The sequence below is a fragment of the Micromonospora desertarenae genome, assembly GCF_056150265.1.
Window position 1 is genome coordinate 1 of the sequence record NZ_JAXCFQ010000016.1, and the last position, 19,744, is coordinate 19,744.

At 73.7% G+C, this 19,744-nt stretch carries 19 protein-coding genes; 7 read left to right on the forward strand and 12 right to left on the reverse strand.

The annotated features are described in order from the left end of the window. A partial coding sequence (locus tag SM577_RS26645; protein ID WP_474580914.1) for a hypothetical protein occupies window positions 1–201 on the forward strand: 201 nt, incomplete at its 5' end. A 353-nt stretch (window positions 202–554) separates the two neighbouring features. Then, the gene (locus SM577_RS26650; RefSeq protein ID WP_474588253.1) at window positions 555–2,489 is read left to right on the forward strand and encodes an NHL repeat-containing protein; all 1,935 of its coding nucleotides are present in this window, start codon (window positions 555–557) and stop codon (window positions 2,487–2,489) included. A gap of 77 nt (window positions 2,490–2,566) precedes the next feature. On the opposite strand, the gene SM577_RS26655 is transcribed toward SM577_RS26650, so the two are convergent. After that, the gene (locus SM577_RS26655) at window positions 2,567–3,085 is read right to left on the reverse strand and encodes a hypothetical protein (RefSeq protein WP_474588254.1); all 519 of its coding nucleotides are present in this window, start codon (window positions 3,083–3,085) and stop codon (window positions 2,567–2,569) included. Between the two features lie 187 nt (window positions 3,086–3,272). Here SM577_RS26655 and ligD point away from each other — a divergent pair, with 187 nt between their 5' ends. Continuing rightward, on the forward strand, window positions 3,273–4,226 hold the full coding sequence (ligD, locus tag SM577_RS26660; RefSeq protein ID WP_474580915.1) for a non-homologous end-joining DNA ligase: 954 nt from the start codon (window positions 3,273–3,275) through the stop codon (window positions 4,224–4,226). Window positions 4,227–4,291: 65 nt separating this feature from the next. Here the strand turns inward: ligD and SM577_RS26665 are convergent, their stop codons facing one another. From SM577_RS26665 to SM577_RS26685, 5 genes are all read right to left on the reverse strand, one after another. Further along, window positions 4,292–5,221 carry a diacylglycerol/lipid kinase family protein gene (locus SM577_RS26665; protein WP_302919719.1) on the reverse strand — a complete coding sequence of 310 codons (930 nt, stop codon included), beginning with the start codon at window positions 5,219–5,221 and terminating at the stop codon, window positions 4,292–4,294. Between the two features lie 127 nt (window positions 5,222–5,348). Continuing rightward, the gene (locus SM577_RS26670; RefSeq protein WP_302919720.1) at window positions 5,349–6,188 is read right to left on the reverse strand and encodes an amino acid ABC transporter ATP-binding protein; all 840 of its coding nucleotides are present in this window, start codon (window positions 6,186–6,188) and stop codon (window positions 5,349–5,351) included. A gap of 5 nt (window positions 6,189–6,193) precedes the next feature. After that, the gene (locus tag SM577_RS26675) at window positions 6,194–6,988 is read right to left on the reverse strand and encodes an amino acid ABC transporter permease (RefSeq protein ID WP_302919721.1); all 795 of its coding nucleotides are present in this window, start codon (window positions 6,986–6,988) and stop codon (window positions 6,194–6,196) included. 67 nt (window positions 6,989–7,055) lie between these two features. Then, window positions 7,056–7,874 carry a basic amino acid ABC transporter substrate-binding protein gene (locus tag SM577_RS26680; protein ID WP_474588255.1) on the reverse strand — a complete coding sequence of 273 codons (819 nt, stop codon included), beginning with the start codon at window positions 7,872–7,874 and terminating at the stop codon, window positions 7,056–7,058. A gap of 231 nt (window positions 7,875–8,105) precedes the next feature. After that, window positions 8,106–8,288 (reverse strand): hypothetical protein, encoded by a 183-nt coding sequence (locus SM577_RS26685; RefSeq protein WP_474588256.1) that lies wholly within the window; start codon window positions 8,286–8,288, stop codon window positions 8,106–8,108. A gap of 85 nt (window positions 8,289–8,373) precedes the next feature. Here SM577_RS26685 and SM577_RS26690 point away from each other — a divergent pair, with 85 nt between their 5' ends. After that, window positions 8,374–9,030: an HAD family hydrolase gene (locus SM577_RS26690; RefSeq protein WP_474588257.1), complete on the forward strand. Its 657-nt coding sequence runs from the start codon at window positions 8,374–8,376 to the stop codon at window positions 9,028–9,030. Between the two features lie 10 nt (window positions 9,031–9,040). On the opposite strand, the gene SM577_RS26695 is transcribed toward SM577_RS26690, so the two are convergent. Continuing rightward, a complete protein-coding gene (locus SM577_RS26695; protein ID WP_302919725.1) occupies window positions 9,041–9,979 on the reverse strand; it encodes a LysR family transcriptional regulator in 939 nt (312 codons plus the stop codon). A 125-nt stretch (window positions 9,980–10,104) separates the two neighbouring features. Between SM577_RS26695 and SM577_RS26700 the strand changes: the two genes are divergently transcribed. From SM577_RS26700 to SM577_RS26710, 3 genes are all read left to right on the forward strand, one after another. After that, on the forward strand, window positions 10,105–11,364 hold the full coding sequence (locus SM577_RS26700; RefSeq protein WP_474588258.1) for an MFS transporter: 1,260 nt from the start codon (window positions 10,105–10,107) through the stop codon (window positions 11,362–11,364). A 92-nt stretch (window positions 11,365–11,456) separates the two neighbouring features. Further along, window positions 11,457–13,493, forward strand: a complete 2,037-nt coding sequence (locus SM577_RS26705) for a hypothetical protein (RefSeq protein ID WP_474588259.1) — start codon at window positions 11,457–11,459, stop codon at window positions 13,491–13,493. A gap of 247 nt (window positions 13,494–13,740) precedes the next feature. After that, complete coding sequence (locus SM577_RS26710; protein WP_302919728.1) at window positions 13,741–14,754, forward strand: LysR family transcriptional regulator; 1,014 nt, start codon at window positions 13,741–13,743, stop codon at window positions 14,752–14,754. Here SM577_RS26710 and SM577_RS26715 read toward each other — a convergent pair. From SM577_RS26715 to SM577_RS26735, 5 genes are read right to left on the reverse strand one after another with little or no spacing between them, the layout of a single operon-like run. Then, window positions 14,637–15,434: a serine hydrolase gene (locus SM577_RS26715; RefSeq protein WP_474588260.1), complete on the reverse strand. Its 798-nt coding sequence runs from the start codon at window positions 15,432–15,434 to the stop codon at window positions 14,637–14,639. The genes SM577_RS26710 and SM577_RS26715 overlap by 118 nt on opposite strands. After that, window positions 15,431–17,053, reverse strand: a complete 1,623-nt coding sequence (locus tag SM577_RS26720) for an N-acyl-D-amino-acid deacylase family protein (protein WP_474588261.1) — start codon at window positions 17,051–17,053, stop codon at window positions 15,431–15,433. Before SM577_RS26720 ends, SM577_RS26715 begins: the two co-directional genes overlap by 4 nt. After that, a complete protein-coding gene (locus SM577_RS26725; RefSeq protein WP_302919731.1) occupies window positions 17,053–17,817 on the reverse strand; it encodes an amino acid ABC transporter ATP-binding protein in 765 nt (254 codons plus the stop codon). The genes SM577_RS26720 and SM577_RS26725 overlap by 1 nt, the downstream gene beginning before the upstream one ends. After that, window positions 17,814–18,770 (reverse strand): amino acid ABC transporter permease, encoded by a 957-nt coding sequence (locus tag SM577_RS26730; protein ID WP_302919732.1) that lies wholly within the window; start codon window positions 18,768–18,770, stop codon window positions 17,814–17,816. Before SM577_RS26730 ends, SM577_RS26725 begins: the two co-directional genes overlap by 4 nt. Window positions 18,771–18,778: 8 nt before the next feature. After that, on the reverse strand, window positions 18,779–19,666 hold the full coding sequence (locus SM577_RS26735; protein ID WP_302919733.1) for an ABC transporter substrate-binding protein: 888 nt from the start codon (window positions 19,664–19,666) through the stop codon (window positions 18,779–18,781). Window positions 19,667–19,744: the final 78 nt, after the last annotated feature.

Below are 19,744 nucleotides of genomic sequence, written 5' to 3' on the forward strand. Positions count from 1 at the left end.
ACCCTCGGCGGCCTCGGCATCGGCACCGGGCAGGGCGGCGTCGTCCCGCCGATCGACGTCCCCTCCACCGTGGACGGCGTCACCGGCCAGGTCGACGGCGTCCTGTCCGGCACCGTCGGGGTGTCCACCGGGGTCGGGCTGCACGGTGAGGCGTCCGCCTCGACCGGCGGCGTGCTGGACGTCACCGACGGCCTGATCTGACCGGACACCGGCGTACGCCCCGAGGGCCGGACCACCGCGGGTGGTCCGGCCCTCGCCGGCTGCCGGCCGCCGCGCGCGTGCGCGCCGGCGCCGTCCCGCGCGAGCGACCCCTGGGCGTCCAGCCGCGGCCCACCGACCAACTCCACCTCCTCGGGGTTACGGGCTGCCCTCAAATGCAGGGAGGAAAAGCCTTCGCCGGCCGTATCCGTGGAACCGCCTCCGGTACTAGACTCTGGCGCAATTCCGGTCCCGACCGAAAGGCGGCATCGGACGCCGCCGCCGTTCTCGCGAGCGGACGGCGACGGCTCGACCCGCGCGTCCGAGACCTCACTCACCGAAGAGGAGCAGGTGCCATGACGCATCTGAACCGGCGTAACCTCATCCAGCTCACCGCGCTGTCCGCACTGGGCGGTGCCGTGCTCGGCGAACTGCCGGCGGCGGCGGACGGCCCGCGTCAGCCGGGGCAGTACGGCCCGGCCTCGCTGAGCGCGGCGATCGTCGGCATGGCCGTCGACGGCACCACCGGATACTTCGTCACCCGGGGGCAGACGCCGCCGAAGGTGGTCACCTACGACATCCCGTCCCGCACGGTGACCGACGTGGTGTCGCTGGAGCGGGGCGACGGCGGGTGGGCCTGCACCGTCTCCGGCGGCAAGGTGTACATCGGCACGTACTCCTTCGGCGACGTCGTCGAGTACGACCCGGCGACCAGGACCGCCCGGCGACTCGGCACCATCGGCCCCTCGGGCACTATCGTGTTCGCCGCCACCACCGCGCCGGACGGCGTGGTCTACTTCGGCACCTACCCCCGTGGCGAGGTCTGGTCGCTGCAACCGGCGACCGGAGTGCTGACCAACCTGGGGCGCGCCTTCCCCGGCTCCCAGTACGCCCGCCTGCTGGCCGCCGACGAGCGCTACGTCTACGCCGGCACGATCCCCGCCCACATCGTCCGGATCGACCGCGGCACCGGCGAGAAGGTCGACATCATGCCCACCGGCACCCCGCTGGACGCCGGCCTCGGCGCGCTGGCCGCCGCCGGCGGTCGGGTCTACGCCGCGTCCGCGTTCGGGGTGCACGACATCGCCCGCGACGGCTCCGGCCACGTCGAGGTGCCCGCCGACGGGGAGTACCTGGTCGACTCGCTGGCCGTCACCGGCGACGGCGGGCTGCTCGCCCTGGGCCGGCAGACCGGATCGATCCTGCGCCGGGAGGGCGACCGGCTGGTCAGGATCGCCCAGGGCCCGGCCGGCGACGAGGGACGCGGCGTGGCACAGCTTCCCGACGGCACCGTCTTCACCGCCAACGGCAGCGGCCTGGTGTCCGTCCTCGCGCCCGGCCGGGACACGGTGGAGCAGGGCGACCTGACCGACGACCCGCGGGCGGCCGGGCCGGAACTCCTCCAGTCGATGTGCGCCGCTCCCGACGGCTCGGTCTACGTCGGCGGGCACTTCGCGATCACCGTGCACGAGCCCGCGCGCGGCGTCAGCCGCCGCTATCCCGTCGCCGGCGAGGCCAAGGACGTCGTCGCCTGGCGGGACCGGATGATCAGCGCCCTGTACCCGAGCGGCGAGATCATCGAGCTGGACCCGCGCACGGGTCGGGTGCGCAGCTTCGGCCCGATCGGCCACAACCAGCAGCGGCCCTGGGACGCGGTGCACCACAAGCCGTCCGGCCTCGTGCTGATCGCCTCGGCGCCGCGGTACGGCAACCTCCAGGGCGCGCTCACGCTGCTGGACCCGGCGACCGGCCAGATGGAGGTACGCCTGGACATCCTGCCGAACCAGGCGCTGAACGCCATCGCGCTGGACGGGGACCTGGCCTACGTCGCCGGGGACACCTGGGGCGGCAACGGCATCCCGCCCACCGAACCGACCTCCCAGGTGGCGGTCTTCGACATCCGCCGCCGGGAGGTGGTCGACCGGTTCGCACCGCTGCCCGACCAGCCCAGCATGCAACACGTCGAGGTGTTCAACGGCGTGCTCTACGCGTCGTACAAGCGCACCAGCGGCACCTGGATCTCGTACGACCTCACCACCCGCACGGTGCTGCGCTCCGGCAAGCTCAGCGGGTACGGCGAGATCGTCGCGCACCACGGCCGGGTCTACGCCGCGACGAACTTCGGCGACACCATCTACCGGCTGGGACCCGGGCTGGACGCGGCGGAGCCGCTGTACAGCGGCATCGGCACCAACTGGTACACGGTTCCCCGGATCGAGCCGGTCCCCGGCGCCCGCAAGGCGTGGACCGCCGTGGACCGCAACCTGGCCCTGGTCGACCTGCCCGCCTGACCGTCGCACCGAGGTCCCCCGCCGCGACCGGGTGGGGGACCTCGCGTCCCCCGGGCGGTCGCACGTCGGCCGCGGTGTCACCCGTTGGCGTAGACCAGGTCCATCGTGTCGGTACGCCCGGACCACCGGAGTTCGAGGTGCCAGCAACCGGCCCGGGGCATGTCGATGATCGACGGTCCCGGACCGCCGGTCACCTCCCGGGTCACCCGGGTGTCGGTGCCGTGCAGCGTCGCGGTGATCGCCAGCGTGGGCGACGACGTCGGGTCGGGTGACGCCACGGCGGGGCGGGACACCCAGAGGATCTTGTTGTTGCTGCCGTCCGTCCGGGGCTGCCGCAGCGGGTGGCCGAACAGCACCGCGACGATCTCGCCCTTCGCGCCGAAGACGTGCGCGATCCGGGGCTCTCCGTGGAACCCGGCGTCCGCCCAGTCCGGCAGCAGGCCGGTCTCCACCCGTGAGCCACAGCCGGTCGCGGTCGCCGCGCTCGACGGCGCGGAGGTGGCCGGCGCGCCGGCCGGCGTGGCCGACCGGTCCGTGGGCGTGCACGCCGCCAGCAGGACCACCCCTGCCAGCACCACCCTGCCCCGTGAACCCATCTCGTCACCTTCCCCGTGGACGTCGGGCGGAACTGACCCGTCCCGTTGTCAGGACACCGGCCGGACGCTCCCGGTTCCGCGCGAGGTCACCGGCAGGGTCACGGGTCGGCACAGCCGGACGGTCGGATCGGCCGAAGGCCGGGTGCCGGCGCGTCGGATTGGTGATGATCGAGGCGTGGGTGCCAGGATGCCGACCCTCGTGCCGCCGATGCTCGCCACGAGCGGCGCGCTGCCCGGCGGGTCGGGGTGGGGATACGAGTTCAAGTGGGACGGCGTGCGCGCGATCGCGTACGTCGCCGACGGGGTGCGGCTGCTCAGCCGCAACGACCGCGACGTCACCCGGGCGTACCCCGAGCTGGCCGAGCTGGCACGGCTGCTGCCCGGCCGGCGCGCGGTGCTGGACGGGGAGATCGTGGCCCTGGACGGCAGGGGCCGGCCCAGCTTCGCGGCGTTGCAGCGCCGGATGCACGTCCGGACGCCGTCCGCCGCACTGGTCGGCAGCACTCCCGTCCGGGTGTACCTCTTCGACCTGCTGCACCTCGACGGTGAGGACCTGACCTCCCGGCCGTACACCGAGCGCCGCGCCGCGCTGGAGGGCCTGGACCTCAGCGGGCAGAGCGTCGACACGCCGCCCTACTGGACCGGGGACGCCGGCCGTGACCTGGCCACGGCCGCCGCCGACCTGGGCCTGGAAGGGGTCGTGGCCAAGCAGCTCGGCGCGCCGTACGAGCCGGGTCGCCGCTCGCCGGCCTGGGTGAAGGTGCCCCTCAACGACACCGTCGAGGTGATCGTGGGCGGCTTCAAGCCCGGCGCGGGCCGGCGCGCCGGCACCATCGGTTCGCTGCTGCTGGGCATGTACGACCGGGCCGACAAGCTGACCTTCATCGGCCACGTCGGCACCGGCTTCACCCAGACCGCGCTGCGCGACCTGCAGCGACGCCTCGACCCGTTGCGCCGGACGGATTCCCCGTTCGACACCCCGGTGCCGCGCGAACACGCCCGCCACGCCGTCTGGGTCGATCCGGTGCTGGTCGGCGACGTCACCTTCCGCTCCTGGACCCCGGACCACCGGCTGCGCCACCCCTCCTGGAAGGGACTGCGCAGCGACCGCGAGCCGACCGAGATCCGGCTGCGCGGCTGAGCCCGCCGGGCGTGGGCGCCGGCCGGGCGCCGCGCGGACCCACCACCGGGATGGCGGGTGCGGTCCTAGCGGTCCGGGCTGTCGGCCGGAGCCATGATGCGCAGCGCGTTGGGGTCCAGGCCGATCCGGATCGGGGTCTCGCCGTACAACTCGCCGTCGACCTCGACCGGCGCCGGCCGGTCGGTCTCCAGCCAGAGCTGGCGTACGGCGAGGAAGGGCTCCTCGCGCAGGGTGCGGCGATGTCCGGTGGCGGCGTTGCGGGCCGTGTCGCGCAGCAGCTCCCGGCGGGTCGGACCGCCCACCGGGTAGCCGACCAGCAGCCGGTCGTCGGCGTCCGCGTCGGCGGTGATTGGCCGGCCGGCGTGGAAGCCACCGTTGGCCACGTACAGCTGGTGGGTGACGAACTCGCGCTCGCGCCCCTCGGCCCGGACGGTGGCCCGCAGCGGCCGGTGCCGGGTCAGCAGCGCCAGCGCGGTGAGCGGGTAGGCGAGCCGGCCGGTGGCCCGCTTCAGGCGCGGCGGCGTCCGGAGCATGACGTCGGCGGAGAGGCCGATGCCGACGTGGTTGGTGAACCGCATGTCGCCCACCAGGCCGAGGTCCACGTCGATCACCTTGCCGTGGGCGAGCACCTCCACCGCGGCGTCGAGGTCGAGCGGGATGCCCACCGTGCGGGCGAAGTTGTTGGTGGTGCCCAGCGGCAGCAGACCGAGCGCGATGTCGCGGTGGGCGAGCAGCCGGGCGGCGGTGCCGATCGTGCCGTCCCCGCCGCCGGCGACCAGGAGGTCCGGCCCGAGGTCGGCGGCCGCGGCGAGGGTCTGCTCCAGCTCGCGGGGCCGGTCGACCGGGTAGGCGCCGAGCAGCGTGAAGCCGGCCGCCGCGAGCCGTGAGCGGGCGCCCTCGTAGAGCCGCCGGCCCCGCCGGGAGTGGGCGTTGACCACCAGCACCGCCCGCCGGTCCCGGCGGATCGTCGCGCTCAACTCCGGCTTCGTCCGCATAGGGCCAGACCCTATCGCCGTACGGGCGGCCGGAGCGCACCAACGGGTGCCGGGCCGGCCGCGCCGAGCCGGCCGTCGGCGTGACCGCCCGCCGCTACCTCGGCGTCACCGGCGTCGCAGGCGGCCGTCAGAGGTGGTGGCGGTCGTCGGCCGCCAGGCGCGGCGGTTCCGCCGGCTGCGCGGTCTGCTCGGGCTGACCGAGCTGCGCGACGTGGGTGGGGTCGAGGACCCGGGCGAGGAAGGAACGGGTCCGCTCGTGCCGGGGCGCGCCGAGCACCTCCTGCGGCGGCCCCTGCTCGACCACCACGCCACCGTCCATGAAGACGACCCGGTCGGCCACGTCCCGGGCGAACGCCATCTCGTGGGTGACCACCATCATCGTCATGCCGTCCTCGGCCAGCTTGCGCATGACGGTGAGCACGTCGCCGACGAGTTCCGGGTCGAGCGCGGAGGTCGGCTCGTCGAAGAGCATCAGCTCGGGGTCCATCGACAGCGACCGGGCGATCGCCACCCGCTGCTGCTGCCCGCCGGAGAGCTGCGCCGGGAACGCCGTGGCCTTGTCGGTCAGGCCGACCCGCTCCAGGTTCTCCCGGGCGATCCGCTCGGCCTCCGCCCGGCCGCGCCGGAGCACCTTGCGCTGGGCGACGGTGAGGTTGTCCAGCACCGTCAGGTGCGGGAAGAGGTTGAACGACTGGAAGACCATGCCGATGCCGCGGCGGACCGCGTCGATCTCGACGTCCGGGTCGGTCATCTCGACCCCGTTCACCCAGATCCTGCCGGCGGTCGGCTCCTCCAGCAGGTTGACGCAGCGCAGCAGCGTCGACTTGCCGGACCCGGACGGCCCGATGACGCAGACCACCTCGCCGTGGCCGACCTCGAAGTCGATGCCCTTGAGCACCTCGATCGGGCCGAAGGACTTGTGCAGATCGCGGATCTCGACGGCGGGTCGCGGTTCAGGAGTCGTCATGTGGGTCACCGAGCCTTGGCGTAGCGGAGTTCGAGGCGTCGTACCACCTGGGACAGGGGCAGGGTGATGATCAGGTAGGTGAAGCCGGCCACCAGCAGCGGCGTGGCGTTCACCCGGTCGTTCAGCGTGTCCCGACCGAACTTGGTGATCTCGATGGTCGACGCGGTCACGCCGAGCACGTAGGCCAGCGACGAGTCCTTGGTGAGCAGGATGAGCTCGTTGGTCAGCGGCGGGATCACGATCCGGAACGCCTGCGGGATGACGATGGTGCGCATCGCGGTGAAGTGCGACATGCCGAGCGTGCGCGCCGCCTCCATCTGCCCCTTCGGTACGGCCTGGATGCCGGCCCGGATGGTCTCGGCCATGTACGCCGCGGCGGTCAACCCGAGGCCGATCGCGATCGAGCCGAACACCCCGCCCGGGATCTCCCGGTCCGGGAAGGCGATCGGGATGCCGTACCCGACCAGGAAGAGGACCAGCAGCGCGGGCAGGCCCCGGAACAGCTCGATGTACCCCGTGGCCACCCAGCGGTACGGCGCGACCCGGGACAGCCGCATCAGCGCGAGGATGGTGCCGAACACCAGGCCGAAGGCGAACGCGCCGAGCGTGTAGAGGATCGTGTTCCGCAGCGCGACGGTGATGATCGTCGGGAACATCGACTCGATGATGTCGACGCGGAAGAAGGCCTCCTTCAGCCGGCCCCAGTCGGCCGCGAGGACCACCACGGCGACGACGGCGATGAAGGCCAGGTACTGCAGCCAGAGGGACAGCCGCTCTCGCTGGCGACGGCGCAGCTTCACCGTTCGATGCTCCTTGCCCACACGGAGGGCGCGCGCCGGGCGCGCGCCCTCCTGCCACCAGTTCCGGTCACTTGGCCGGCTGCTTGCCGATCCACTTCTCGTAGATCTTGTCGTACGAGCCGTCCTGCCGGGCCTTGGCCAGCGTCTCGTTGATCTTCTTGAGCAGCTCCGGGTTGCCGTCCTTCTTCACCGAGAAGCCGTACTGCTCGCCGGTGTCGAACTCGGCGGTCACCTCGAACCCGCCCGGGTTCTCCTTGATGTACTCGGTCCAGACCGGCAGGTCGTTGATGGCGGCCTCGACCTGGCCGTTGGCGAGCGCCTGCTGGAGGGCGGCGAGGTCCTCGAACTCGACGAGCTGCAGGCCCTTCTCCGCCTCGTACTTCTTGGCGTAGTCGCGGCCGGTGGTCGCCGCCTGGACGCCGAGCTTCTTGCCCTTGAGGTCGTCGAGCGACTTGTACGCCTTGCCGGTCTTCACCAGCAGCGCCTGGGTGGCGTCGAAGTAGGGGGCGGAGAAGTCCATCACCTTCTGCCGCTCCTCGGTGATCGTCATGCCGGCGGCGGCCGCGTCACACTTGCCGGTGTTCAGGTCCTGGCCGGACTTGATCCCCTCGAACGGCGTGTCGACGATCTTCTGCTCGACGCCCAGTTCCTTGGCGACGAGGTCCATCACGTCGACGTCGAACCCGACGACCTTGCCGCTGGCGTCCTTGGACTGAAACGGCGCGTACGGCAGGTGGGTGCAGACGGTGAGCTTGCCCGCTTCGATGAGCTTGACCCCGCTCGCCTGGACCTCGCCCTCATCCTTCTTGGCGCATCCCGCGGTCACCGCGAGGGCGGCGATCGCCGTGATCAAGCCAGCCTTGCGGACTGCGCTGTGGAACGTCACTGCGGTGTCCTCCCCGATTCGACCCCCGTATGACGGGCGGCCCGTGTTGGTGCAAAGACGGTGTGACAGGGCACGCTACCCGATCGGCGGAGCCGCACCTAGATCAAGTAGGGCGGTTGTGGCCATGCTGTAGCCATCACGGTCAGTAAACCCGGCAGTCGGCCCACAACCGGACTGTCACTGGTGACACCGCCGGCCCGGAACTCGCCTGAGCAAGATCGTTACCTACGGTCACCGAACGATCATGACGCGGCCGCCTGGCGGCAGGATGCCCGGACCGGTGAACCACCAGACCGCCACCGCCGGCATCGCCACCGACAGGACGAGCGGCAGCACCCGGCGCGAGCGGTACTCGGAGTCCGACGGCTCGCTCGCCGCCGGGTCGCGGTACCGGTGCCCACCCCGACTGGTCACGCCCGCCGGGCGTCCGGCAGGCTCTGCGCATGGCTGGACGAGCGATGGTGGCAGCGTGCCGGTACCGCCGTTGTCGGGACCGGCGGTGACCCGGCCATCCCGGGTCGGCCCGGCCGCTGTCGTGTTCGACCTCGACGGCACCCTGGTCGACAGCATGACCATCGCCCCGGCCGTGTACAGCGACACGATCCGGGCACTGGGTGGGCCCGAGGTCTCGCCGGCCGCCGTCGTGGCCACCTGGCACATCGGCCACACCCCGGTGGTGCTGGCCCACTTCCTGCGACGGCCCGTCACCGCCGCCGACCTGGAGTGTTTCCACCGCCGCTTCGAGGCCGCCTTCGCCGACGTACGGCCCTTCCCCGGCGTGGTCGACCTGGCCGAGGAGCTCCGCCGGGCCGGCTGCCGGCTCGGTATCTTCACCGCCGCGCTGCGCCGGACCACCATCCGGGTGCTGGCCGGTACCGGGCTCGACCGGCTCTTCCCGGTGGTGGTCTGCGGCGACGAGGTGGCCGCGCCGAAGCCCGCGCCGGACGGACTGCGGCTGGCCTGCCGGCGCCTCGGCGTCGACGTCGCCGAGACCGCGTACGTCGGCGACGCGGCGGTGGACCTGGCCTGCGCGGAGGCGGCGGGAGCGGTGCCCGTGCACGCCCGCTGGGCGGCCACCGCCACCGCCCGCGCGGACGTGCCGCTGGTGGCCCACCGGCCCGCCGACGTCCTCGACCTGCTCGCGGCCCCCGAGTGACCGGATCCGGCTACCGCCGGCGGGCCCAGCCCGGCACCCAGGCGTCGACCGGGCGGGCCGGCCGGGTGGCCGCCAGGTGCCGGCGGAGCGCGGTGAGGGTGGGGTGCGGGTTGCCGGCACGGCGCACGAACGAGTGCGGGTAGACCGGCGTCGGGCCGTGCAGCGGGATCCGGCGCAGGTCGTGGGTGGCCGGCCAGACGTGCCGGTCACCGGCGCCCACCAGGGTCGCCAGGTCGGCGGAGTCGGCGATCGCGTCGAGCAGCGCCGCGCTGCCGAAGTTCGGGCCGATCGCGTCGATCCGCAGGTCGAACGCCTCGGTGAGCTCGTCGTAGTAGACGGCCCACTCGGCGCCCTGCCGGATGCCCGGGATCCAGATCCGGTGCCCGGCCAGCGCTGCCGGGGTGAGGGCGGTGGCGGCGGCGAGCGGGTGGGCCGCGCCGACCAGCAGGTGCAGCGGATCGTCCAGGACCCGGTCGACCAGGATGCCGTCGGGCAGGTCGCGAGCGGGTAGCGGCACCGCCCGGAAGCTCGCGTCGATCTCGCCGGCGTGGACGGCCTCGATGGCCGCCTCGACGTTGGCGTCGGCGAGGGTGACCACGTCCAGGTCGGTCCCCGGGTGGGCGCGGTAGAAGCGGTGCAGCGCCTCCGCCGGGGCGCTGCGCCGGTTCAGCACGTCCACCCGCAGCGCCCGGTTGCCGGGCCGGACCGAGGCGGCGGCCCGTTCCGCGGCGTGCAGCAGCTCCCGGGAGTGCGGCAGGAACGCCTCCCCGTCGAGGGTGAGCCGGACGCCGCGGGCGGTGCGGGTGAACAGGGTGACGCCGAGGCTGCGTTCGAGGTTGGCCACCCGCTTGGACACGGCCTGCTGGGTGATCCGCAGGTCGACGGCGGCTTCCTGGAACTGCCCCGCGTCGGCGACGGCGAGGAAGGTGCGCACGGCCTCGATGTCCACCCGCGGATGGTACGGAGGCACAAGCGTCGGTTGTGGCTCGCCCGCCCGGCGGTTGTTGGATTCCGGGTCGCCCGGGCTGGTCGAATCCTCGCCGTCGACGACCGGTGGCGACGGGAGGGTGCGGCGTGGGGCGACAGCGGCTGGGGCGTTCGTTCGGGTGGTTGTGGTCGGCGTACGCGGCCAGCACCGTGGGCACCTGGTTGGGGTTCGGAGCGTTCCCGCTGATCGCGATCCAGGTGCTCGACGTCGGGCCGGCCGCGGTCTCCGCCCTGACCGCTGCCGGCCTGGCGGTGGGCACGGCGCTGGCCCTGCCCCTCGGCCCGTGGGTCGAGCGCCGGCGCAAGCGGCCGGTCATGGTCGCCACCAACGTCGTCCGGTGCGCGGCCCTGCTGAGCGTCCCGATCGCCTTCTGGCTCGGGCTGTTGAGCTACCCCCAGCTGCTGGTCGTCTCGGTGGTCGGTGCGGCGGCGAACATCGCCTTCACCTCCGCCAGCGGCGCCTACCTGAAGTCGGTAGTGCGCCCCGGCCAGCTGCTGGTGGCGAACGGGCGGTTCGAGTCGACCCTCTGGACGGCCACCGCCGTGGGGCCGACCCTGGGCGGGGCGGCGACCAGCCTGCTGGGGCCCGTCGTCACGGTGATCGCCAACGCGGCCGGGTTCCTGCTCTCCGCGCTCGGCATCGGCAGGATCCGGGAACCCGAGCCGCGCCCGGCTCGGCCGACCGGGGCCCGACCGCGCGGCGCGGAGCTGCTGGCCGGATGGCGGTTCATCCTCGCCGACCGTGAGCTGCGCCCGCTGCTGGTGAACACGGTGACCGTCAACGCGCTGATCATGGCGACCGAACCGCTGCTGGCCGTGCTGCTCCTCGGCGACCTGGGCTGGGCGGCCTGGCAGTACGGCCTGGCGTTCGGGCTGCCCTGCGTCGGCGGGTTCGTCGGCGCCCAGCTCGCTCCGCGGCTGGCCGCCCGGTACGGGCGGCGGCGGGTGCTGCTCGCCTCCGGTGTGCTGCGCGCACTGTGGCCGGTCGGCCTGGTCCTCGTCGGGCCCGGTCCGGGCGGCGTGCTGCTGGTGATCGCCGTCGAGTTGGCGCTGATCACCTGCGTGGGCGTGTTCAACCCGCTGTTCGCCACCGAACGGCTCCAGCGGGTGCCGGCCGACCGGGTCGCCCGCGTGCTGGTCGCCTGGCGGGTCACCGGCACCGGGGCGATCGCGCTGCTGACCGCGCTGTGGGGGGTGCTGGCCGCGGTCACCGGGGCGCGCGTCGCGATCGGGATCGCCGGCGCGGCACTCCTGGCCACGCCGTTCCTGCTGCCCTGGCACGGCAGCGGGGCGCGGCGCGCGCCGGAACACCCGGGCGACGTGCCGGACCTTGCCGAGGTTCCTTGATCGGCGTAGGAAGGACGCACGCCCCACCCCCGGCTCCTCCCACCAGCGTCGGCCGGCGCGGCTCGCGTCCACTCCGGCCACCGACGAAGGAGATGCGTGTGACCACCCCCAGACGGCTCCGTCTCGCCGTGTCGGTGGTGGTGACGGTCGGTGCTGTACTGCTCGGCACCGCCGCCGCCGCCGAACCGCCCGCCCGCCAACCGGCCGCGTACGGCGCCTGCGACCCGATCGACCCGACGGCCTGCCTGCTGCCCTTCCCGAACGACTACTTCACCGTGCCCGATCCCGCCAGCCCCACCGGCAAGCGGGTGCGGTTCGCGGCCTCCGCCATGCCGGCCAACGTGCAGGGCACCCCGATCGACCCGACCGAATGGAACCGGCAGGACGGCTTCAGCCCCGGCTCACCGATCCTGGTGCGCGTGCCCGGCCTCGACGCCGCGGCCACCGGGATCGCTCCGGTCACCGACATCGGCCGTTCGCTGGCGCCGGACGCGCCGATCGTGCTGCTCGACACGGCCACCGGGAAGCGCACGCCGTACTGGGCGGAGCTGGACGCGCACGCCGCCGACCAGCCCGACCGGCGGCTGCTCATCATCCGGCCGGCGGTGGCGCTGACCGAGGGCACCCGGTACGTCGTTGCCCTGCGCGGCATGCGCGACCGCGACGGGGAACTGATCCCGGCGCCCGCCGCGTTCCGGGCGTACGTCACCGGCGCCGGCGTCGGCCTCCGGGACCGCCGCGCCCCGCAGATCAAGCGGATCCTCGCCGAGCTGACCCGGGTCGGGGTCAAGCGGCACAGCCTCCACCTCGCCTGGGACTTCACGGTGGCCAGCCGGCAGGGTCTGACCGGACGGATGCTGGCGATCCGCGACGGCGCGTTCGCCAGGCTGGGTAGGGCGGCGCCGTCGTTCACCGTCACCCAGGTGACCGACTACCCGGAGCAGCAGGACGCCCGGATCGCCCGGCAGGTGACCGGCACCGTCGACGTGCCGTCCTACCTGACCGGCGGCGGCGGGCCCGGCTCGCGGCTGCACTACGGCCCGGCCGGCGGCGACGGCCGGCCCGCCTCGGCGTCCGCGCTGCCCACGCCGTCCGGCACGACGCTGCGGGCGGACTTCGTCTGCAACATCCCGCGCGGCGCGTCCGCCGCCGAGCCGGCCCACCTCTCGCTCTACGGCCACGGCCTGCTCGGCCGGCCGACCGAGATCAACGCCGGCAACGTCAAGACCATGTCGGCGGAGTACGACTTCACCTTCTGCGCGACCAGCTGGATCGGGATGGCCGCCGCCGACGTCCCGTACGTGGCCGGCGCCTTCACCGACCTCAGCGCCTTCCCCGCGGTGGCGGACCGGCTGCAACAGAGCTTCCTGAACTTCCTCTTCCTGGGCCGGGCGATGATCCACCGGGGCGGGTTCGCCGCCCACCCGGCGTTCCAGGACGCCGCCGGGCGACCGCTGATCGACGTGGCCGGTGGGCTGCACTACGACGGCAACAGCCAGGGCGGCATCAACGGCGGCGCGCTCACCGCCATCGCCCAGGACTGGACCCGGTCGGTGCTCGGGGTGCCGGCGATGAACTACTCCACCCTGCTACAACGCAGCGTGGACTTCGCGCCGTTCCAATCGATCATGGACGGCTCCTACCCGGACAAAGTCGACCAGCAGCTGATCTTCGCCCTGTTGCAGATGCTGTGGGACCGCTCCGAGGCCAACGGGTACGCCCAGCACATGACCGGCAACCCGTTGCCGCGCACCCCGGCACACCAGGTGCTGATGCACGTGGCCTTCGGCGACCAGCAGGTCTCCCCCGCCGCGGCCGAGGTGCAGGCGCGCACCATCGGCGCCCGCCTGCACACCCCGGCCCTGGCCGACGGCTGGTCGCTGGACGTGCGGCCGTACTGGGGCATCGAGCCGATCCGGTCGTACCCGTACACCGGCTCGGCGATGGTGGTCTGGAACAGCGGTGCGGCGTACGCCCCGCCGCCGACGAACCTCGCCCCGGCCGGCCCCGAGTACGGCGACGACTCGCACGAGTTCCCCCGGGCCCAGCCCGGCGCCCAGCGGCAGAAGGCGATCTTCCTGCTGACCGGCAAGATCATCGACGTCTGCGCGGGACGGCCCTGCCCGTGACCCGCTGACCGGCCGCGCCCCATGCGGGCGCGGCCGGTCAGCACGGGCCGTTGCGGCGGCCGGTCACCCCGGGCCGGCGCGGCGGCCGGTCCCCCTGGCCGGCCCGGCGGCCAGCGGGTTCCGGCTCCGGCGGTCGTGCGTATCCTCGGTGGGCCGCCGGCCGACGACCCGGCCTCCGATCCCGGTGCGGCCCGCCGGGCGACCGCGAGGGTGCTCCGGCGGCGGGAGCAGGGAAGGCGGTCCACGCATGTTCAACACGGCACGCCTGCAGGTCGTGCTGGAGATCGCCCGGCACGGCACGATCGTCGCCGCCGCCGAGCAGCTCCGGCTCAGCCCGTCCGCGGTCTCCCACCAGCTCGCCACCCTGGAGCAGGAGGCCGGCGTGGCGCTGGTGGACCGGGGACCGCGCAGCCTGCGGCTCACCGTGGCGGGCCAGCGCCTGGCCGACTACGCCCAGCAGATCGCCGACCTGATGTCGGCCGCCCGCGACGAGCTGTCCGCGCACGGGGAGGGCCGGCGCGGCGTGCTGCGGATCGGCTTCTTCGCCACCGCCGGCACCGAGCTGCTGCCGCGCGCCCTGTCCAGCTTCACCGCCGCGCATCCCCAGGTCGAGCTGGCCCTCATCCTGGGGCAGCCGCCGGAGCTGCTGCCCCGCCTCAGCCAGGGCGAACTGGACCTCGTGGTGGTGTTCAACCACCCGCTGAGCCCGATCCGGGAGGCCTCCTTCGCGACCGTCTCGCCGCTGCTGGTGGACCCGCAACTGGTGGTGCTGCCGGCACACCACCCGCTCGCCGGGCGGCGGCGGCTGCGCCTCACCGACCTGGCCGACGAGCCGTGGATCACCACCCTCGGCGTGCAGGGCGAGGTGTCGGTGCTGGAGCTGGCGGCGCGGGCCGAGGGGTTCCAGCCCCGGATCCGCTGCCGTAGCGACCACTACGAGGTGGTGCTGGGCCTGGTCCGGGCCGGCGTCGGCGTCGCGCTGGTGCCGTCGCTGGGCCTGCGCAACCCCGGCGGGGTGGCGGTCCGGCCGCTCACCCACGCCAGCCTGCACCGCGAGATCGGGGTGGCGCTGCGTCCCGGCAACCCGAACCCGGTGGTCGGCAGCTTCGTCGACCGGTTGACCGACGCCGCGACGGGGCTCAGTCAGGAGTTGGCCGAGCGGTGGCCGCCGGCGAGCCGGTCGACCGCCGTACCCCACCGGCGCAGCTCCGCCACCGCGACCCGCTCCGCGCCCGGCGGGAAGGCCGCGACCACGGCGTAGACGACGGTGTGCGGGCCGACGACGATGCCCGCGTCGGCGCGTACGCCGGTGTCGGTGCCGGTCTTGTTCGCCACCCGGACCCCGCCGGTCGACCAGGGGTCGTGCCGGATGCTGTCGGCGACGAGCGAGCGGTCGGTGTTGCCGGCGACCCACCCGCGCAGCAGGTCCGACGCCCGCGGGCTCTGCCACGTCCCGGTTGCCACGTCGGCGAGGAGGGCGCAGAGGTCGTGGGCGGTGCCGGTGGCGAAGGTCGGCGGCACGCCGGGGCCGCGGGTGGCCCGGATCCGGTCGTGCACGGTGGTGGCGCGCAGGCCGCTGGCGCGGGCCAGGTGCTGGACGGCCGCCAGCGTCACCAGCCGGAGCAGCGCGTTGGTGGCGGCGTTGTCGCTGACCGCGGCGACCGCGGTGGTGAGGTCGGCGACGGTCCACCGGCGCGGCGAGAGCAGGCCGAGCAGGCCGGTTCCGCCGAGTGCCCGGTCCTCGTCGAGCAGCTCGACCCGCTGGTCGGGCGCGAGGGTCCCGGCGGCGAGGCGGCGGGCGACCTCGCCGAGCAGCAGCACCTTGCCGACGCTGGCCAGCGGGAGGACCAGGCCCGGGTCGTGCGACAGGACCCGCCCGTCGTCCAGCCGCCGCACCATCGCCCCGATCCGCACCGGGACCGCCGGGTCACCGCCGGTCACGGCCGCCCCCGCAGGGCGGGCTCGCGGTCCGGTACGGCGAGCACCCGCCCCGGCCGGGCGCCGGTGACCCGGTCGCCGTCCACGACGACCCGCCCGTCGACCAGCACCCGGTGGATCCCGCGTGGCGGAGCCAGCGGGTCGTCGTAGGTCGCACCGTCGGCGGCCACCGCCGGGTCGAGGATCACCAGGTCCGCCGCGTACCCGTCGGCGAGCAGGCCGCGCCCGCGCAGGCCGAAGCGGCGGGCGGGCATTCCGGTCATCTTGTGCACCGCCTCGGTCAGGTCCAGCAGCCCCACCTCGCGAACGTAGTGGCCGAGCACCCGGGCGAAGCTGCCCGCCCAGCGGGGATGCGGCCGGCCGGGCTTGGGTACGCCGTCGGAGCACACCATCGACAGTGGGCTGGCGAGCACCCGCCGCACGTCGTCCTCCCGCATCGAGTGGCTGATGATGGTGACGTTGCCCGCCTCGGCGGCGAGCAGGTCGCAGACGTAGTCGACCGGGTCGACGCCGCGGGCGGCGGCGAGGTCGGCGACGGTGTGCCCCTCGACGGCGGGGCTGAGCGGGGCGGAGGCGACCCGGATCAGGTCCCAGCCGCCGTTGCCGACGGTGTTCTCCCAGCCCGGCAGGCCGGCGGCCAGGTCCACCCGGATCCGGTCGCGGACGGCCGGGTCGGCCAGCGCGGCCAGCATCGCCGGCACGCCGTCGGCGATGACCCAGGGCGGGAGCATGGCGTGCAGGGCGGTGCTGCCGGCGGTGTACGGGTACACGTCGCACCGGACGTCCAGGCCGTCGGCCCGGGCCCGCTCGAGCCGGGCCAGGGTGCGCACGGTGGCGCCCCAGGAGTGCCGTCCGGCCGTCTTGTGGTGCGAGACCTGCAACGCCGCGCCGGCGGCGGTGGCGATCTCGATCGCCTCCTCCAGCGCCGACTCCACCTGCGACATCTCGTCGCGCAGGTGGGTCACGTACGGCTTCCCGTGCGCCGCGGCCACCCGGGCGAGCGCGATCACCTCGTCGGTGCCCGCGTTCACCCCGGGCGAGTAGATCAGGCCGGTGGACAGCCCGGCGGCGCCGGCGGCCAGCGCCTCGTCGAGCAGGTCGCCCATCCGCCGGACCTCGTCGGGGGTGGCGCGCCGTTGCGCGAAGCCGACCACGGCGGCGCGCAGCGTGCCGTGGCCGACCAGGGCGGCGAGGTGGTTGCGTCGGCCCGCGCCCTGCGCGGCGGCGAACCGCGCGAAGGACGGGTAGGTGGCGGCGGGCGGGCCGAACGTCGCGGCGACCAGTTCCCGCACCGTCTCCGCGCGTTGCGCCGGGACCGGGAAGGGGCTGATCCCGCAGTTGCCGCAGATCTCGGTGGTGACGCCCTGGCGCAGCGGCGCCAGCCGCAGCGCCGCCCGCCGCTCGTCGTCGCCGGCGAGCAGGTCGGAGTGGGTGTGCACGTCGATGAAGCCCGGGGTGACGACCAGGCCGCCCGCGTCCACCACCTCGGCGGCGGCGCCGCCGCTGCCGGCGGGGAGCAGCAGCAGCCGGCCGTCGCGCACGCCCACGTCGGCGGTACGGGCGGGCGCGCCGCTGCCGTCGACCACCGTCCCGCCGGTGACCAGCAGGTCCAGCCGGGCCATCAGAGGACCTTGGAGAGGAAGGCGCGGGTCCGCTCGTGCCGGGGCGCGGCGAGCACCTCCCGCGGCGGGCCCTGCTCGATGATCAGGCCGTCGTCCATGAAGACGAGGTGGTCGCCGACCTCGCGGGCGAACCCCATCTCGTGGGTCACCACCACCATCGTCATGCCGCTGGCCGCGAGGTCCTTCATCACCTCCAGCACCTCGCCGACCAGTTCGGGGTCGAGCGCCGAGGTCGGCTCGTCGAAGAGCATCAGCTTGGGGGACATCGCCAGGGACCGCGCGATGGCCACCCGCTGCTGTTGCCCGCCGGAGAGCTGCGCCGGGTAGTGGTGGGCCCGGTCGGCGAGCCCGACCCGGTCGAGCAGGTCACCGGCCCGCTTGCGGGCCTCGGCCGTCCCGACCCCCTTCACGGCGACCAGCCCCTCCATCACGTTCTCCAGGGCGGTGCGGTGCGGGAAGAGGTGGAACCGTTGGAACACCATCCCGATCGACTCGCGCTGCCGGCGCAGCCGGGCGTCCGGCAACGGTCGCAGCCGCCCGTCGCGCTCGTCGTAGCCGATCAGTTCGCCGTCGACGTAGACCCGGCCCGCCTGGGGCTCCTCCAGGTGGTTGAGGCAGCGCAGCAGGGTGGACTTGCCGGAGCCGGAGGGGCCGACCACGCAGACCACCTGGCCTCGCTCGATGACCAGGTCGATGCCGCGCAGCACCTCGATCCGGCCGAAGCTCTTGCGCAGCCGCTGGCAGCGCACCATCGGCGCGGTCATCGCGCGCTCCCGGTGAAGCGCAGGTTGCGGCCGATCCGGCCGCGCAGGGTGCCCGGGACGGTGCCGCCGAAGCCGCGGCTGAACCGGCGCTCCAGGTGGTGCTGGCCGACGCTGGCGACGGTGGTGAGGACCAGGTACCAGATGGACGCGACGATGAGCAGGGCGATCACCTCGAAGTTGGTCAGGTAGAGCCGCTGTGCGACGGTGAGCAGGTCGGCGCCGGCGATCACCGAGACCAGCGAGGTGGTCTTGAGCATGGAGATGAACTGGTTGCCGGTGGGCGGGACGATGATCCGCATCGCCTGCGGCAGCACCACCCGTCGCATGATCTTCGAGCGGGACATGCCCAGGGCGGCGGCGGCCTCCTGCTGGCCGGGATCGACGGCCCGCAGTCCGGCCCGGACGATCTCGCTCATGTAGGCGCCCTCGTTGATGCTGAGCCCGAGCAGCGCCGCGACGAAGCCGGTGACCAGCGTGTTCGTCTCCCAGGTCACCAGCTTCGGGCCGCCGAACGGCACGCCGAGGCCGATCTCCGGGAAGATCAGCGCGATGTTGAACCAGAAGATCAGCTGCACCAGCAGCGGGGTGCCGCGGAAGAACCAGACGTAGGCCATCGCGCCGGTGCGCAGGATCCGGCTGCTGGAGGTCTGCATCAGCGCCACCGCCACGCCGAGCACCACGCCGATCAGCATCGACGCGACAGTCAGCTGGATGGTGACCCAGAGCCCTTCCAGGATGACCCGGTCGAACTGGTAGTCGACGACGATGTCCCAGTGCAGGTTCGGGTTGACGGCGATGGTCCAGCCGAGCCAGACCAGGACCAGGGCGGTGACGCCGGCGGCCAGCCACCGCCCCGGTCGGAGCGGGTGGCTGATCCGGTTCGGCTGCGCCAGGTCGGGTCCGTCGGGCGCCGGGCCCGCGGCCGCGTCCCGCTTGTCGACCGTACGGTCCACCGGCGCGCTCACTTCTGGTCGTTGACGGTGGCCGCCTGGACGGCGCTGCCGGTCACGCCCCACTTCTCCAGGATCCTGGTGTACTCGCCGCTGTCGATCAGCTCCTGGAGTGCGCGCTGCACCGCGTCGCGCAGCTGGCTGTCCTTCTTGTCGATCGCGATCCCCCACGGGCCGGCCTCGTACTGCGCCTCCAGCACGTCGTACTTGCCGCTCTCCTGGGCCAGCATCTTGGCCACCGGGTAGTCGACGATGGTGGCGACGGCGCGGCCGGCGTCGATCTGCAGCAGGCCGGTCGGGGCGTCCTCGCTCTGCGAGATCGTCATCTTCTTCGCGCACTTGGCGTTCTGCCCCTCACCGATGGCGAGGTTGGAGCTGCCCTTGGCCAGGACGACGGCCCGGCCACAGAGGTCGGCGAGGTCCTTGACGCCGGCGGGGTTGCCCTTGGCCACCATGATCGCGCCGCCGGCCTGGAAGTAGTCCACGAAGTCGACGGCCTTGCGCCGCTCCTCGGTGTCGCTCATGGAGGACATCGCCAGGTCCCACCGGTCGGCCTGCAGGCCGGGGATGAGGCCGGGGAAGCTGGCGTTGGTCATCTCCAGCTTCAGCCCGAGCCGCCCGGCGATCGCCGCGGCCAGGTCCGGGTCGACGCCGATCAGCTCCTGGGTGCCCTCCTTGTACATCTCCATCGGCGGGTAGCCCTCGGCGGTGGCGACCCGGAGCACACCCTTCTCCTTGAGCGCGGCGGGCACCAGGTCGGCCGCCTTGGCGTCGGCGGCGACCGAGGCGGCGGCGCCGGGCTGCGGGGTCTGCCCGCTCGTCGACCGGCCGCAGCCGGTTGCCGCGATCGAGAGGGTGACCAGACCGATGACGACGTGGAGCGCACGCTTCCTGAGCACGGTGAACCTCCTGGCTGAGCGACTGGCGGGGACCCTATCCGGGATCAGCCAGCATGAACAGCCTGAATGCTGTGCAGG

Bases quoted from the DNA above. Each gene is read 5' to 3' on its own strand.
- SM577_RS26650 (WP_474588253.1), top strand. From the start codon at position 555: ATGACGCATCTGAACCGGCGTAACCTCATCCAGCTCACCGCGCTGTCC.
- SM577_RS26655 (WP_474588254.1), bottom strand. From the start codon at position 3,085: ATGGGTTCACGGGGCAGGGTGGTGCTGGCAGGGGTGGTCCTGCTGGCG.
- SM577_RS26665 (WP_302919719.1), bottom strand. From the start codon at position 5,221: ATGCGGACGAAGCCGGAGTTGAGCGCGACGATCCGCCGGGACCGGCGG.
- SM577_RS26705 (WP_474588259.1), top strand. From the start codon at position 11,457: ATGCGTGTGACCACCCCCAGACGGCTCCGTCTCGCCGTGTCGGTGGTG.
- SM577_RS26725 (WP_302919731.1), bottom strand. From the start codon at position 17,817: ATGACCGCGCCGATGGTGCGCTGCCAGCGGCTGCGCAAGAGCTTCGGC.
- SM577_RS26670 (WP_302919720.1), bottom strand. From the start codon at position 6,188: ATGACGACTCCTGAACCGCGACCCGCCGTCGAGATCCGCGATCTGCAC.
- ligD (WP_474580915.1), top strand. From the start codon at position 3,273: ATGCCGACCCTCGTGCCGCCGATGCTCGCCACGAGCGGCGCGCTGCCC.
- SM577_RS26710 (WP_302919728.1), top strand. From the start codon at position 13,741: ATGTTCAACACGGCACGCCTGCAGGTCGTGCTGGAGATCGCCCGGCAC.
- SM577_RS26720 (WP_474588261.1), bottom strand. From the start codon at position 17,053: ATGGCCCGGCTGGACCTGCTGGTCACCGGCGGGACGGTGGTCGACGGC.